At 63.2% G+C, this 14,471-nt stretch carries 13 protein-coding genes; 7 read left to right on the top strand and 6 right to left on the bottom strand.

Going from position 1 to position 14,471, the window contains the following annotated elements; genetic code table 11:
* Positions 1-5: 5 nt before the first annotated feature.
* Positions 6-272, bottom strand: a complete 267-nt coding sequence (locus tag AB4Z20_RS01890) for a hypothetical protein (protein WP_024619516.1) — start codon at positions 270-272, stop codon at positions 6-8.
* A gap of 168 nt (positions 273-440) precedes the next feature.
* Here AB4Z20_RS01890 and AB4Z20_RS01885 point away from each other — a divergent pair, with 168 nt between their 5' ends.
* A complete protein-coding gene (locus AB4Z20_RS01885; protein ID WP_442089212.1) occupies positions 441-1,247 on the top strand; it encodes an alpha/beta fold hydrolase in 807 nt (268 codons plus the stop codon).
* A gap of 170 nt (positions 1,248-1,417) precedes the next feature.
* Here AB4Z20_RS01885 and dsbG read toward each other — a convergent pair whose 3' ends face one another.
* Genes dsbG through dsbD form a run of 3 tightly spaced genes read right to left on the bottom strand, consistent with a single transcriptional unit; the run spans position 1,418 to position 4,757 of the window.
* Positions 1,418-2,185, bottom strand: coding sequence for a thiol:disulfide interchange protein DsbG (gene dsbG / locus AB4Z20_RS01880; protein ID WP_253472751.1), 768 nt, complete (start codon positions 2,183-2,185; stop codon positions 1,418-1,420).
* Positions 2,161-3,030, bottom strand: a complete 870-nt coding sequence (locus AB4Z20_RS01875; RefSeq protein WP_442089211.1) for a prolipoprotein diacylglyceryl transferase family protein — start codon at positions 3,028-3,030, stop codon at positions 2,161-2,163. The genes dsbG and AB4Z20_RS01875 overlap by 25 nt, the downstream gene beginning before the upstream one ends.
* Complete coding sequence (dsbD, locus tag AB4Z20_RS01870; protein WP_253472758.1) at positions 3,030-4,757, bottom strand: protein-disulfide reductase DsbD; 1,728 nt, start codon at positions 4,755-4,757, stop codon at positions 3,030-3,032. Before dsbD ends, AB4Z20_RS01875 begins: the two co-directional genes overlap by 1 nt.
* 175 nt (positions 4,758-4,932) lie before the next feature.
* Here dsbD and AB4Z20_RS01865 point away from each other — a divergent pair, with 175 nt between their 5' ends.
* The 4 genes from AB4Z20_RS01865 to AB4Z20_RS01850 all read left to right on the top strand — a co-directional run bounded on the left by AB4Z20_RS01865 (position 4,933) and on the right by AB4Z20_RS01850 (position 8,880).
* Complete coding sequence (locus tag AB4Z20_RS01865; RefSeq protein ID WP_013692602.1) at positions 4,933-5,613, top strand: response regulator; 681 nt, start codon at positions 4,933-4,935, stop codon at positions 5,611-5,613.
* Positions 5,610-6,941 carry an ATP-binding protein gene (locus tag AB4Z20_RS01860; protein WP_253472761.1) on the top strand — a complete coding sequence of 444 codons (1,332 nt, stop codon included), beginning with the start codon at positions 5,610-5,612 and terminating at the stop codon, positions 6,939-6,941. Before AB4Z20_RS01865 ends, AB4Z20_RS01860 begins: the two co-directional genes overlap by 4 nt.
* A 214-nt stretch (positions 6,942-7,155) precedes the next feature.
* Positions 7,156-8,568: an aspartate aminotransferase family protein gene (locus tag AB4Z20_RS01855; RefSeq protein ID WP_442089210.1), complete on the top strand. Its 1,413-nt coding sequence runs from the start codon at positions 7,156-7,158 to the stop codon at positions 8,566-8,568.
* Positions 8,569-8,652: 84 nt separating this feature from the next.
* Positions 8,653-8,880, top strand: coding sequence for an MbtH family protein (locus AB4Z20_RS01850; protein ID WP_079305605.1), 228 nt, complete (start codon positions 8,653-8,655; stop codon positions 8,878-8,880).
* Positions 8,881-9,052: 172 nt separating this feature from the next.
* Here AB4Z20_RS01850 and AB4Z20_RS01845 read toward each other — a convergent pair whose 3' ends face one another.
* Entirely contained in the window at positions 9,053-9,949 is an 897-nt protein-coding gene (locus AB4Z20_RS01845; RefSeq protein WP_258690648.1) for a LysR family transcriptional regulator, read from the bottom strand.
* Positions 9,950-10,051: 102 nt separating this feature from the next.
* Here AB4Z20_RS01845 and AB4Z20_RS01840 point away from each other — a divergent pair, with 102 nt between their 5' ends.
* On the top strand, positions 10,052-10,897 hold the full coding sequence (locus tag AB4Z20_RS01840) for a type 1 glutamine amidotransferase domain-containing protein (protein WP_258690649.1): 846 nt from the start codon (positions 10,052-10,054) through the stop codon (positions 10,895-10,897).
* 70 nt (positions 10,898-10,967) lie between these two features.
* Here AB4Z20_RS01840 and ppsR read toward each other — a convergent pair whose 3' ends face one another.
* Positions 10,968-11,786 (bottom strand): posphoenolpyruvate synthetase regulatory kinase/phosphorylase PpsR, encoded by an 819-nt coding sequence (gene ppsR / locus AB4Z20_RS01835; RefSeq protein WP_014337326.1) that lies wholly within the window; start codon positions 11,784-11,786, stop codon positions 10,968-10,970.
* A gap of 184 nt (positions 11,787-11,970) precedes the next feature.
* Here ppsR and ppsA point away from each other — a divergent pair, with 184 nt between their 5' ends.
* Positions 11,971-14,346 carry a phosphoenolpyruvate synthase gene (gene ppsA, locus AB4Z20_RS01830; protein WP_214510859.1) on the top strand — a complete coding sequence of 792 codons (2,376 nt, stop codon included), beginning with the start codon at positions 11,971-11,973 and terminating at the stop codon, positions 14,344-14,346.
* Positions 14,347-14,471: the final 125 nt, after the last annotated feature.

Genomic DNA, 14,471 nt, shown 5'->3' with positions numbered 1-14,471 from the left:
AGGCGTCACGACGTAGCGCAACAAGCCTCGGGCCTGGTGAAAAAGGTCACGTCGGGTCCAAAAGCCCCGAGCTTTTGAATCGTATCGTTCACGGCATCCAGCAGGCCGAGTTGTTCCGGGGTCGGCGTAGATCCATAGACGGCCACCAGGGCCTCAAAAAACTGAAGCTTTCCCTTGGCTATTTGCCCGGACGCTTTTTCTGTATTGCCCGCTTTGGGTTGCAAGAGAACCACCTGTTCCCGGGCGAAGGTTTCAAGCTCAGCTTTTGTCATGATGATGCTTCCTTTCGTTGGTAGTCGAGTTTTCAAGCTATCCCCAGCGGCTGAGCATTTCTACTGTCAGGTCTTACAGGTCGTTGCGGCGCAATACCGGCGGTTGACGCTGACTACCCGCCACGTCAGTCTCCCTGGGCTATTCATTTCCAAACAAGGAGGTCACCCATGCCCTTTGCAATCATTGACGGACAACCGCTTCACTACCTGGACCAAGGCCAGGGCCCGGTGGTGCTGCTGGGCAGCAGCTATCTGTGGGACCACACCATGTGGGCGCCGCAGATCGAGGTGTTGTCCCCGCATTATCGGGTCATCGCCTTGGACTTGTGGGGCCACGGCCAGTCCGGGTGTTTGCCTGAGGGCATGACCTCCCTGGACGACCTGGCCCGTCAGGCGTTGACGTCGATGGATTATCTTGGCATCGACTGCTTCAACCTGGTCGGGCTTTCGGTGGGCGGGATGTGGGGTGCGCGGCTGGCGCTGGCGGCGCCTGGGCGCGTGCAGTCGCTGGTATTGATGGACACCTACGTCGGCGTCGAGCCGGAGGCGACCCGCCAGTATTACTTCTCGCTGTTCGACAAGATCGAAGCCAGCGGCAGTATTCCCGAACCCTTGCTGGACATCATCGTGCCGATCTTTTTCCGGCCGGGGATCGACCCGCATTCGGCGCTCTACCAGCAGTTCCGGGCCACACTGGCCGCGCTGCCGACCGATCGCCTGCGCGACAGCATCGTGCCGCTGGGGCGGATCATTTTCGGTCGGGACGACATCCTGCCGCGCCTGCATGAACTGGACGCCAAGCGCACGACGGTGATGTTTGGCGACCAGGACAAACCGCGGCCACCGTCCGAGTCGCTGGAGATGGCCGAGTTGATCGGTTGCCCCCATGTGGTGATTCCGGAGGCGGGGCACATCTCCAATCTGGAGAACTCGGAATTCGTGAATCGGATGTTGCTGGGACTCTTGCGTCGCTGATCCACCGCTATCGCGAGCAAAGTCGCTCCCACAGGGGACCTGTGATCGACGCAGATCCAATGTGGGAGCGAGCTTGCTCGCGATTGCGGTGTGTCTATCACATCAATGCTGACTGATCTGCCGCTATCGCGAGCAAGCTCGCTCCCACCAGGGGTCTACAGTGATGCCAGTCACTTCGGCCCGAGAATCTTCACCAGTTTGTCCGGCGACGGCGCGCCTTGCTGCTGTTGCAGCTCGCCTTTTTCATCCAGATAGAAAATCGCCGGGGTGGCGGACAGTTCCAGCTCGTCCATCAACTGCTGGTTGGCGTCCAATTTTGCCTGGATGGCCGGCGGTATGTCCTTGAGCGCTTTGAGCGGGCTGCCCTTGCCGGCCTTTTCATGTTCGGCCAGGGCTTTTTCCGGGTCCTTGGCCGCCAGCAAGGCGGCGGATTTACCCGGGCTGTCTTCGCGGATGATACCCACCATGATGTGGCGCAACTGCACCTTGCCGGCCTTGACCCAGGGCCGAGCCTGTTCCCAGAACATGTTGCAGTACGGGCAGTTCGGATCGCTGAACAGGTACACCGTGCGTGGTGCGTCCTTGTTGCCGTCGGCGATCCAGTTGCTGCCCTCCATCTTCGCCCAGATGGCCTTGGCCATCGGTGCATAAACCAGTTTTTGCAGTGGCTCGGCGCTCAGGTCCTTGCCGTCGGCGTCGTACAGGTTGCCCAGCAGGACATGCTGCCCATCCGGGGTCAGGTACAGCGCCATGCCACGGTTCTGGTATTGCGCCGCATAACCGCGCAAGCCGTCCGGCGCGTCGAAGGTGCCGATGATTTTTGCGCCCTTGGCTTCGATCTTCTTTATCGCTGCAGGCAATTCTTCGGCCTGGAGCAGCGGGGCCTGCGACAGTGCGGCGGCAACGGCCAGGGTCAGCAGGTGGCGGAGGCGGGGCATGGCGTTTTCCTTGTGGCGGAGTGGGGCGTCGTGGACGAGTCCGGCGTTTCGAAGTTTTCCAAGGCGCGAGCCAGGCTCGCTTCCGACAATTCCCCCAGGTGGCTGCCCAGCAGGCGACCGTCGGCGCTGTAGAACAGGGTGGTCGGCAGGGCCATGGAGCCGACGGCCTGGCCGAGGCGGCCGCTGCCATCGAACAACACGTTGTCCAGGCTCAGGCCTTGGGTGGCAAGGTAGGTGCTGACGCTTTGCATGCTTTCGGCCTGATTGACGAACAGGAAGGTCAGGTCCGGACGCTGTTGCTGGGCTTCTTCGAGCACCGGCATTTCACGGCGGCAGGGCGGGCACCAGGTGGCCCATAGGTTGATCACCAGGGGGCCGCCCTGGTAATCGGTGAGTTTCACGGTCTCGCCGTCGGCGGTGCGCAGGGTGATGTCCGGCAGCCGGGTGCCTTGTTCATAAATTGTCAGCGACAGGGTCGCCACCAGCCAGAACAGCAAGCCGCTGCCGACGCCGAAGCCCAACGGTCGGCGCAGGGGTGGATGGCGCCGAGCCCACAACAAGGCGCCAATCAGCAGCGCCACGATGCCCGGCCAGGCCAGGAAGCCACCGTCGCGCAGGTCGACGATCTGCCACGGGTCGTCCCGGTAATGTTGCCAATAGGCGACGACGAAGCCGATCCGTGCGGCCAGCAGGCCCAGGAGAAACAGCACGAACAGCACCGACTCGGGGTTTTCGCCACCGCGCTTGGCCACCCGCCAGCCGACGAAGGTCGCCAGCGCCAGGGCGCTGATGAGCAACAGGTGGTTGAGGGCAATGGCAAAGGTGCCCAAGGTAAACGTCAGCATCAGCGCGCGTCCCGGGTGAGGTTCCAGCGCTCCAGGAATGCCTTGGCGTCGACTTCCCCGGTGATCCGCTGGCTGCGGCGTTCTTCACCGTCGGCGCCGATCCACAGCAGGCTCGGCGGCCCCGGCACTTGGTAACGGCCCAGCAGTTCGCGGCTGGCGGGGCTGTCGGCGGTGACGTCCAGGCGCAGCAGGCGCACACCGCTCAGGGCGTCGAGCACTTCGCTGCGGCCGAAGACCTGTTTTTCCATGATCTTGCAGGACACGCACCAGTCGGCGTAGTAGTCCAGCAGCACCCACTGGCCCTGGGTCTTGGCGGCGTCCAGTTCCCGTTGCAGGGCGGCGGGCTCGCTGACTGTGACGAACGCGTCGTGGGCACTGACGGTCGCGCGGCCCTCGGTGCCGGCGTAGACCTTCAGGGGCTGGAAGAAGTCATCGCCGCCGCCCGCTGCGCCAATCACCAGCAGGCTGCCCCACAGGCCGAACAGCAACGAGGCGCTGCCGCAGACATAGGCGATGCGGCCGAACCCTTCGGTCTGGCGCCAGGCGCTGTAGGCGGCGATCAACAACAGCACGCCCCACAGGCCGACCCACAACGAACCGTCGATGATCGGGCGAATCATCAGCAGCGCGGTGCCCAGGAACAGGAAGCCGAACACACCCTTGAGCAGGTTCATCCAGGCGCCGGGCTTGGGCAGGAAGCGGTTGCCCACGGTCACCAACAGCAACAGCGGCAGGCCCATGCCGATGCCCATGGTGAACAGGATCAGCCCGCCGTGCAGCGCATTGCCGCTCTGGGCGATATACAGCAGCGCACCGGCCAGCGGCGCGGTCATGCACGGGCCCACCAACAGGCCGGACAGCGCCCCGAGAATGCCGGCGCCCACCAGGCTGCCACCGCGGCGCTGGCGCCCGGCGTTTTCCAGGCGGTCACGCAGGGCGGCCGGCAATTGCAATTCGAAGAAGCCGAACATGGGCAGCGCCAGCAACACGAATACGGCTGCGAAGCTGCCCAGCAGCCACGGTTGTTGCAGCAGCGCCTGGAGGTTGGCGCCCAGCAGCGCGGCGAGCACGCCCATGGCGGCGTACACCAGGGCCATGCTGATCACGTAGCTGCCGGCCAAGGCCAGGCCGCGTCTCGGTCCTGCACCGCTGCCTACCACCAACCCGGCCAGGATCGGCAGCATCGGCAGCGAACAGGGGGTGAACGCCAATAGCAGGCCCAGGCCGAAGAACACCAACAGGCTCCAGCCCAGGGCCCGTTGTTGCAGGCCGCTGGCCAGGGCCTGGTCCGGCGCCTCGCCGCTGGCCGCCACCGGTGCGCTGCCACCCAGGTCGACCACTTGGGTCTGGGGTGGATAGCACAGGCCGGCGTCGGCGCAGCCCTGGAAGCCGACCTTGATCTTGCCCGTGGCACCGGCCGGAATCTTCAGCTCCAGCGCTTGGCGATAGACCTGCTGGTCGCCGAAAAACTCGTCGCTGTGGGCTTCACCCTCCGGCAGCTGGGGTTTTTGCGCCTCGGCCAGGCCATCGAACTTGAGCCGCTGCTGGTACAAGTAGTACCCATCGGCGATCTGCCAGAACAGCTGGGTTTCACCGGAGTCCAGGCGTTCGGAGGTAAACACGAACGCCTTTTCCACCGGCAGGAAATCGGGTTTGGTTTCGAAGGGATTGGCGGCCTGGGCCAGGCCCGCGATCAGGAACAGCCACAGCAAAAACAATCGACGCATGGATAAAGCCTTAGAACGAAGCAAGTGGAAAACACAATGGCGGCTGGCGATTAACCGTCGATTAACCCGACGACGACCGGCAGGCCGCAATGATCGCCCATGTTGGCTGTACTCGTCGCATAATGTCGGCTTAATCGGCCGGCGGCCTAATGTACCTTTTTCCACGGGGCTTACCATGCGCGTACTGGTCTGCGAAGACGATGAGTTGATTGCCAGCGGGATCGTTGCCGGCCTTACGGCGCAGGGCCTGACTGTCGAGCACGTCGCCACCGCATCGGCGGCGCGGGCGATGGTCGGCGTGGCGGAATTCGACGTCATGGTGCTGGACTTGGGATTGCCCGACGAGGACGGTCTCAAGCTGCTCAGGCAACTGCGTCAGCAGGGGTTGGAGACGCCGGTGCTGATCCTCACTGCCCGGGACTCGGTAACCGACCGGGTCGACGGCTTGCAGGCCGGCGCCGATGACTACCTGCTCAAACCCTTCGACCTGCGCGAACTCGCGGCGCGCCTGCACACGTTGCTGCGACGCGTGGCGGGGCGCAGCGTCAACCTGATCGAGCACGGTCGCCTGACCTACGACCCCAGCAGTCGGGAAACCACCCTGGACGGCCAGCCGGTGGATCTGTCCCGGCGCGAGCAATCGCTGTTGCAGGCGCTGCTGCACAGTCGCGGCCGGGTGCTGTCCACCGAACAGCTCAAGGACAGCGTCTACGGGTTCAACGACGAATTGGAAAGCAACGCCCTCAACGTCCATATCCATCACCTGCGGCGCAAGTTGGGCAACGGGATTGTCGAGACTGTGCGCGGCCTGGGTTATCGCCTGGGGCCGGCCGAAGGTGGAGAGTCTTCCAAGTGATGAGCCTGCGACTGCGCCTGAGCCTGACCCTCGGCGCGGCCTTTGCCCTGATCTGGGCCCTGGCCGCGGCGTGGATGCTCAGTGACCTGCGCAACCAGATGATGTTTTCCCTCGACCAGCGCCTGGTGGCCTCCGCGCGGATGGTCGCCGGGTTGCTGGAACAGATGCCACCGTTGCCCAGCAAGGGCGACGGCACGCATTTGAGCTCCGAGCAATTGAGCATTCCTGGCGGCATGGCCTGTCAGGTCAGCTCCTTGCGCGGCGAGATTCTGGCCCGCAGCCACGGCACCCCAGAGCAAACCCTGGAAGCCGAGAAAATGGGTTTCCACGACCAGATGATCGACGGCGCGCCCTGGCGCAGCTTCACCCTGGCCCGGGGTGACTTGCGCGTCACGACCGCCGACCGCCAGATCGAACGCGAAGCCCTGAACATGTCGATACTGCTGGCCGCCTCGGTGCCGGTGGGCGTGGCGTTGCTCGGTTGCTTGTGCCTGTTGTGGCTGGGTATTGGCCAGGGCCTGGCACCGCTCAATCGCATTCGCGATGCGCTGATGCGGCGCAGCGCCGACTCCCTGGAGCCCTTGCAGATCCATCCACTGCCCAGCGAATTGCGACCGCTGCTGGAGACCCAGAACCAGTTGTTCCAGCGCATCGGCAAGACCATCGAGCGCGAGCGACGGCTGACCGGCGACGCCGCCCACGAGTTGCGCAGCCCGCTGACCGCCATCAAGACGCACCTGCAAGTGGCGCGCATGACCGAGGGCGCCGCCCGCGACCAATCCCTGGCCCGGGCCGAGGAGGGCGCCGACCGCATGCATCGCACACTCGAACAGTTGCTGCTGCTGGCGCGGGTCGAAGGCAGCCTGTCGTTCGACGATGGCGTGCAATGCAACGCCGAGCAGGTCGCCCGGCTGGCGATCCAGGATGCCGCCAGCAGTGATTCGCGGCGGATCAGGCTGCACGTGTCCCCAGGGTTGTCCGATGCACCGGTGCAGATGCCGGCGGTGCTCTCCATCGCCGCCTTGCGCAACCTGCTGGATAACGCCCTGCGCCATACGCCGGACGATACCGATGTGGAGCTGAGCCTGGAGATGATCGGCCAGCGCGTGCGCTTCCAGGTCCGCGACCACGGCCCCGGCATCGCCGCCGACGACATCCAGCACCTGACCCAGCGCTTCTGGCGCAACGGCCAGAGCACCGGCTGCGGCCTGGGGCTGGCGATCGTCCAGGCCATCGTCCAGCGTTGCGGCTGTGGTCTGCATTTCGACACGCGCCCGGATGGGCTGCGAGTCGAATTGACTGTGCCGGTTCAGGTGTTACCGGCCTGATTCACTTTAGCAATGGCCTGTAGGAAGGCTTTGCTCCCACAGGCTTCAAGGACAAACCACTGATCGCGCTGACGGAGAAAGTTCTGCCCGAGAGTAAATCCCTGCATTGCTGATGCGTTTCCACAACAGGAAACCTGCATGTGCGCTCCGACCGGAGATGCACCTGTGCGGTGTGTCGTTGGGTCATTACTTCAGTGTATTGCGGGGTCGAGGGATGTCAGTCGCCAACAGTCTTATCGAAGCACAGCCGGCCCGGGTCAGTCCTGCGCCGGCCGAGACGCTCTACCAGTTCAATGAGTCGCCGCTGCTGGCCCGCCAGAGTCGGCAGGAGTCCAATGCCCGCAGCTACCCACGGCGGATTCCCTTGGCCCTCAAGCGTGCCAAGGGGCTGTATGTCGAGGACGTCGAGGGGCGCACCTTCATCGATTGCCTGGCCGGCGCTGGCACGTTGGCGCTGGGGCATAACCATCCGGTGGTGATCGAAGCGATCCAGCAGGTGCTGGCCGATGAGCTGCCCTTGCATACCCTGGACCTGACCACGCCGGTCAAGGACCGCTTCGTCCAGGACCTGTTCGGTTTGTTGCCGGCAGAGCTGGCCGCCCAGGCGAAGATCCAGTTCTGCGGCCCCACCGGTACTGACGCCGTGGAAGCGGCCCTCAAGCTGGTGCGCACCGCCACCGGCCGCAGCACCGTGCTGTCGTTCCAGGGCGGTTATCACGGCATGAGCCAAGGGGCGTTGAGCCTGATGGGCAGCCTGGGGCCGAAGAAACCCTTGGGCGCCTTGCTCAGCAGCGGCGTGCAGTTCATGCCATACCCCTACGATTACCGCTGCCCGTTCGGGCTGGGCGGTGTGGCGGGCGTGAAGGCCAATCTGCATTACCTGGAAAACCTGCTGAATGACCCCGAGGCCGGCGTGCAATTGCCGGCAGCCGTCATCGTCGAAGTAGTGCAGGGCGAGGGCGGGGTGATTCCCGCTGATCTGGACTGGCTGCGCGGCTTGCGGCGGATCACCGAGCAGGCGGGGGTGGCGTTGATCGTCGACGAAATCCAGAGCGGCTTTGGCCGTACCGGCAAGATGTTTGCGTTCGAGCACGCCGGGATCATCCCGGACGTGGTCGTGCTGTCCAAGGCCATCGGTGGCAGCCTGCCGCTGGCGGTGGTGGTTTATCGCGACTGGCTCGACACCTGGCTGCCGGGTGCTCACGCCGGGACCTTCCGTGGCAATCAGATGGCCATGGCCGCCGGTTCCGCAGTGATGCGCTATCTGCAGGAGCACGACTTGCCGGCCCACGCCGCCGCCATGGGCGAACGCTTGAGCGAGCACCTGCGCATCCTGCAGCGAGACTTCCCACAACTGGGCGATATCCGCGGTCGCGGGTTGATGCTCGGCGTCGAACTGGTGAACCCGGCGGGTAAACCCGATGCGCTGGGCCATCCGCCGGTGCATGCACGGCTGGCGCCACGGCTGCAACGTGAATGCCTCAAGCGCGGGCTGATCCTGGAGTTGGGTGGCCGGCAAGGCGGCGTGGTGCGGTTCCTGCCGCCGCTGATCATCACAAAGGCGGAAATCGACCGGGTTGCCGAGATTTTCGGGCGTGCCCTGCAGGCGGCGGTTGTCGAGGCCTAATTTTCACTCGGGCCCGTACGTTCCTTTCATATCCTGGCTGCGCATGCGCCGCAGCGAACCTCGAGCAAAGATGGAGAGACACCCATGACTTCAGTATTCGACCGCGAGGACATCGTCTTTCAGGTCGTGGTCAACCACGAAGAACAGTATTCGATCTGGCCAGACTACAAGGCCGTCCCCGAAGGCTGGCGCACCGTCGGCAAAAGCGGGTTCAAGAAGGAATGCCTGGCCTACATCGAAGAAGTCTGGACCGACATGCGCCCGCTGAGCCTGCGCAAGAAGATGGACGAGCAGGCGGCTGCGGTTCACTAAATGCAGAGCTTGTGGCAGTAAGGAAGCTTCCACAGGAAGGCTGCGGGAGAATAAAAATCCTGCAGTCACATCAGAACCCCTGTGGGAGCGAGCTTGCTCGCGATGGCGGCGGATCAGCAATATCGATGCTGCTGACACTCCGCCATCGCGAGCAAGCTCGCTCCCACAGGGGCTATTGCGCGATCAAAAAATCAATCAACGCCCGTGCCGCCGCCGGCAGTTGTCGGTGCGGCGGATAGATGATTGAAAACGGCCGGCTGCGTCCGCCGAAGTCTTCCAGCAAAGCCACCAGTTCCCCGCGCTCGATTCGCTCCCGGACAATGAACTCATAGGTCTGGCAGATCCCCATCCCGGCCTGGGCCAGGGACACGATGCCCAATACATCGTCGGACACCTGCACATTGCCCACCGGCAGCCATTCCCGATCTTGATGATTTTCGCGAAACAGCCAGGGGGCGATGCGTCCGCTGCTGGGCATCACGAAGGGCAGGCAGGCGTGTGCAGCCAGTTCATCGACGTGCCGGGGCGTTCCGGCGCGTGCCAGGTAGTGCGGCGCGGCCACCAGGCAAAGGCGGGCGTCTTCGAGCTTGCGGCCGACCAGCCCGCTGTCCGGCAATGGCCCGAGGCGGATCGCCAGGTCATACCCCTCGGCCACCAGGTCGACATTGCGGTTGGTGATGCTCAGCTCGACCCGCACTTGCGGGCACGCCTGGGCGAAACGCGACAACAGCGACGGCAGGCGGTAATGACCGTAGGTCGTCGGCACGCTCAGGCGTACGCGACCGGTCAGGACACCGTCCTGGCCCTGGATCCGCCGCTCGGCATCGTCAATCAGGGCAAAGGCCGAGCGCGACTGTTCCAGGTACACCGTGCCGGCATCGGTCAGGTTCAGCCGCCGGGTTGTGCGTCGTAACAATTGCACCCCAAGCCGGGCTTCGAGGCGGGAGATGGCGCGGCTCAGGACCGAAGGCGTGGTCCCCAGCGCCACGGCGCCGGCGCTGAGGGTGCCTTTTTCCACGACCGTGACGAAGGCTTCCACGTCCGCCAGATGATCGAAACGACGAGCCATTATTGCCTCCAGAGGCCAGGTGATGTTCCGGGTGGCCAGTTTATCGCCGGTAAACGCATCAATACAGTGAGCCATCTTTTATCGAAGCGTTCTGGAGTCATCATGAAAAAGCTCACTACCTTGGCAACGTCTGTCGTTCTGGCAGGCATCAGCGTCGCGGCCCATGCCGATAACGTGCTGGTGGTCCTGTCGGACGCCGATCATCTGGATCTGAAAAATGGCCAGGTCTTCTCCACCGGCTTTTACCTCAACGAATTGCTGCAACCGGTGAAACTGTTGCTGGAGGCGGGTCACCAAGTGACGTTCGCAACGCCCGAGGGCAAGGCGCCGACGCTGGACCGTTCCTCGGTGGACAAGATGTACTTCAACAATGACTCGGCGGAGCTGGAGCGCTACCAGGCGTTGCTGGCGCAGTTGAACATCACCTCGGCCAAGGACTCACCGGTGATCAGCCTGGCCCGTGTCGAGCAGATCGGCCTGGAGCGGTTCGACGCCCTGTACATCCCCGGCGGGCACGCGCCGATGCAGGATTTGCTGACCAGCGCGCCGCTGGGACGGGTGCTGACGCATTTTCATGACAAGGGCAAGACCACCGCGCTGGTCTGCCACGGGCCGATAGCGCTGCTGTCGACCCTGCCCGATGCCAGGGGCTTCGTCGACCAGTTGGCCGCCAGAGGCCAGGCCTCGGCCAAGGCCGACTGGATCTACGCCGGGTACAAGATGACGGTAATCAGCAATCAGGAAGAAGAACTGGCCAAGGGGCTTCTGGGCGGCGGGAGCATGAAGTTCTATCCACAAACCGCACTGGAACAGGCGGGTGGGCAATACCGTAGCAACACATCGCCATGGATGTCCCATGTGGTCATGGACCGGGAGTTGATCACCGGCCAGAACCCGGCGTCGGCGCTGGAGGTGGGGCAGGTGTTGGTCGAGCGGTTGAAGCGCTGACCCAGCACCACCACCGATTCCCCTGTGGGAGCAAGCTCGCTCCCACAGGTTTTGGCTTAAGGCCTCTACCTTACTTGAACCGCCGCTCCACCCCTTTCTCCACCAGGATCTTCGCCGAAATCTCCTCCACGGAAAAATGCGTGGAGTTGATGTGTGGAATATTCTCCCGCCGGAACAGGTTTTCCACCTCGCGCACTTCGAACTCGCACTGGGCATAGCTCGAGTAGCGGCTGTTGGGCTTGCGCTCGTTGCGGATCGCGGTAAGGCGGTCCGGGTCGATGGTCAGGCCGAACAGCTTGTGCTGGTGGGCACGCAGGGCGCTGGGCAGCTGCAGGCGCTCCATGTCGTCTTCGGTCAGCGGATAGTTGGCCGCACGGATGCCGAACTGCATCGCCATGTACAGGCACGTCGGCGTCTTGCCACAGCGCGACACGCCCACCAGGATCAGGTCGGCCTTGTCGTAATAATGCGTGCGGGCCCCGTCATCGTTGTCCAGCGCGAAGTTGACCGCCTCGATCCGCTCCATGTAGTTGGAGTTGTGGCCAATGGAGTGGGATTTGCCGACCGAGTAGGACGAGTGCTCGCTCAGTTCCTGTTCCAGGGGCGCCAGGAACGTGGAAAAAATGTCGATCATGAAACCATTGGACGTCGCGAGAATCTCACGGATGTCCTGATTGACGATGGTATCGAAGATAATCGGGCGGAAACCGTCGGTTTCGGCGGCTTTATTGATTTGCTGTACCATGGCCCGCGCCTTGTCGACGTTGTCGATGTACGGTCGTATGAACTTGGCGAAGGTAATGTTTTCGAACTGTGCCAACAGGCTTTGGCCTAGCGTTTCGGCCGTAATGCCGGTGCCGTCGGAGATAAAGAAAGCAGATCGTTTCATTTGCGCCTTGGGCCTTAAGCTAGTGAGCTAGTGACGATTCTTGGATATGATAGGCGCGATTTGCTGGCCGCCAGTGGTCCGCATTCTCACTTATTTTCCAGGTCCAGGCCATATCGCCGGTCATCGCTCCCCTGGAGCCACCGGTGCCTTGAGCTTTTCCAACACAGTTAGTGGAGAGATCACCTTGGTAGAGTACGTAGTTTCCCTCGATAAGCTCGGCGTCCATGATGTGGAGCATGTGGGGGGCAAGAACGCATCCCTGGGCGAGATGATCAGCAACCTCGCCGGTGCCGGTGTATCGGTACCAGGTGGCTTCGCCACGACCGCCCAGGCTTATCGTGATTTCCTGGAACTGAGCGGCCTGAACAAGCAGATCCACGATGCGCTCGATGCCCTGGACGTCGATGACGTCAATGCCCTGGCCAAGACCGGTGCCCAGATCCGCCAATGGATCATGGACGCCGAGTTCCCCGAGAAACTGAACGCCGAGATTCGCACCGCTTTCGCCAAGCTGTCCGAAGGCAATCCCGACATCGCCGTCGCCGTGCGTTCCTCGGCCACCGCCGAAGACCTGCCGGATGCCTCCTTCGCCGGCCAGCAGGAAACCTTCCTGAACATCCGTGGCGTGGAAAACGTCATCCGTGCCGCCAAGGAAGTCTTCGCCTCCCTTTTCAACGACCGTGCCATTTCCTACCGCGTGCACCAGGGCTTCGACCACAAGCTGGTTGCCCTGTCCGCCGGTGTGCAGCGCATGGTCCGCTCCGAAACCGGCACCGCCGGCGTGATGTTCACCCTCGACACCGAGTCGGGCTTCCGTGACGTGGTGTTCATCACCGGCGCCTACGGCCTGGGTGAAACCGTCGTGCAGGGCGCTGTGAACCCGGATGAGTTCTACGTCCACAAAGGCACGCTGCAAGCCGGTCGTCCGGCCATCCTGCGCCGCAACCTGGGCAGCAAGGCCATCAAGATGATCTACGGCGACGAAGCCAAGGCCGGTCGTTCGGTGAAGACCGTCGACGTGGACAAGGCCGAGCGCGCGCGTTTTTGCCTCAGCGATGCCGAAGTCAGCGAGCTGGCCAAGCAGGCGATGATCATCGAGCAGCACTACAAGTGCCCGATGGACATCGAGTGGGCCAAGGACGGTGACGACGGCAAGCTGTACATCGTGCAGGCCCGTCCGGAAACCGTGAAGAGCCGCACCCAGGCCAACGTCATGGAGCGCTACCTGCTCAAGGAAACCGGCACCGTGCTGGTGGAAGGCCGTGCCATCGGCCAGCGCATCGGCGCCGGCAAGGTGCGGATCATCAAGGACGTCTCGGAGATGGACAAGGTCCAGGCCGGCGACGTACTGGTCTCCGACATGACCGACCCGGACTGGGAACCGGTGATGAAGCGCGCCAGCGCCATCGTCACCAACCGCGGCGGGCGTACCTGCCACGCGGCGATCATCGCCCGTGAACTGGGGATCCCGGCCGTGGTGGGTTGCGGCAACGCCACCCAACTGCTCAAGGACGGCCAGGGCGTGACCGTGTCCTGCGCCGAAGGCGATACCGGCTACATCTTCGAGGGCGAACTGGGCTTCGACATCAAGAAGAACTCCGTGGACGCCATGCCGGACCTGCCGTTCAAGATCATGATGAACGTCGGCAACCCGGACCGCGCCTTTGACTTCGCGCAACTGCCGAACGCTGGCGTGGGCCTGGCCCGCCTGGAGTTCATCATCAACCGCATGATCGGCGTGCACCCCAAGGCACTGCTGAACTACGACGGCCTGCCGCAGGACATCAAGGACAGCGTCGACAAGCGCATTGCCGGCTACAACGATCCGGTCGGTTTCTACGTCGAGAAGCTGGTGGAAGGCATCAGCACCCTGGCGGCGGCGTTCTGGCCGAAAAAGGTCATCGTGCGCCTGTCGGACTTCAAGTCCAACGAATACGCCAACCTGATCGGCGGCAAGCTCTACGAGCCGGAAGAAGAGAACCCGATGCTGGGCTTCCGTGGTGCTTCGCGCTACATCAGCGAATCGTTCCGCGACTGCTTCGAGCTCGAATGCCGCGCCCTCAAGCGTGTGCGCAACGAAATGGGCCTGACCAACGTCGAGATCATGGTGCCGTTCGTCCGGACCCTGGGCGAAGCGAGCCAGGTCGTCGACCTGCTGGCGGAAAACGGCCTGGCCCGTGGCGACAATGGCCTGCGCGTGATCATGATGTGCGAGCTGCCGTCCAACGCGATCCTGGCTGAAGAATTCCTCGAGTTCTTCGACGGTTTCTCCATCGGTTCCAACGACCTGACCCAGCTGACCCTGGGCCTGGACCGCGACTCCGGGATCATCGCGCACCTGTTCGATGAGCGGAATCCGGCGGTCAAGAAGCTGCTGGCCAACGCCATTGCCGCCTGCAACAAGGCTGGCAAGTACATCGGCATCTGCGGCCAGGGCCCGTCGGACCACCCGGACCTGGCCAAGTGGCTGATGGAGCAGGGCATCGAAAGCGTTTCGTTGAACCCGGACTCCGTGTTGGAAACCTGGTTCTTCCTGGCTGAGGGTCAGGCGGCGGTCTGATCTTTGATCGACTAAAGCCTGTGAGTTGACTTTGTGGGAGCGAGCTTGCTCGCGATAGCTGTGGGTCAGCAAAATTTAATGCTGACTGACACTCTGCCATCGCGAGCAAGCTCGCTCCCACAGGT

Source organism: Pseudomonas sp. KB_12, from assembly GCF_052114545.1.
GTDB lineage: Bacteria > Pseudomonadota > Gammaproteobacteria > Pseudomonadales > Pseudomonadaceae > Aquipseudomonas > Aquipseudomonas brassicacearum.
This window is presented reverse-complemented; position numbering and strand designations above follow the sequence as displayed.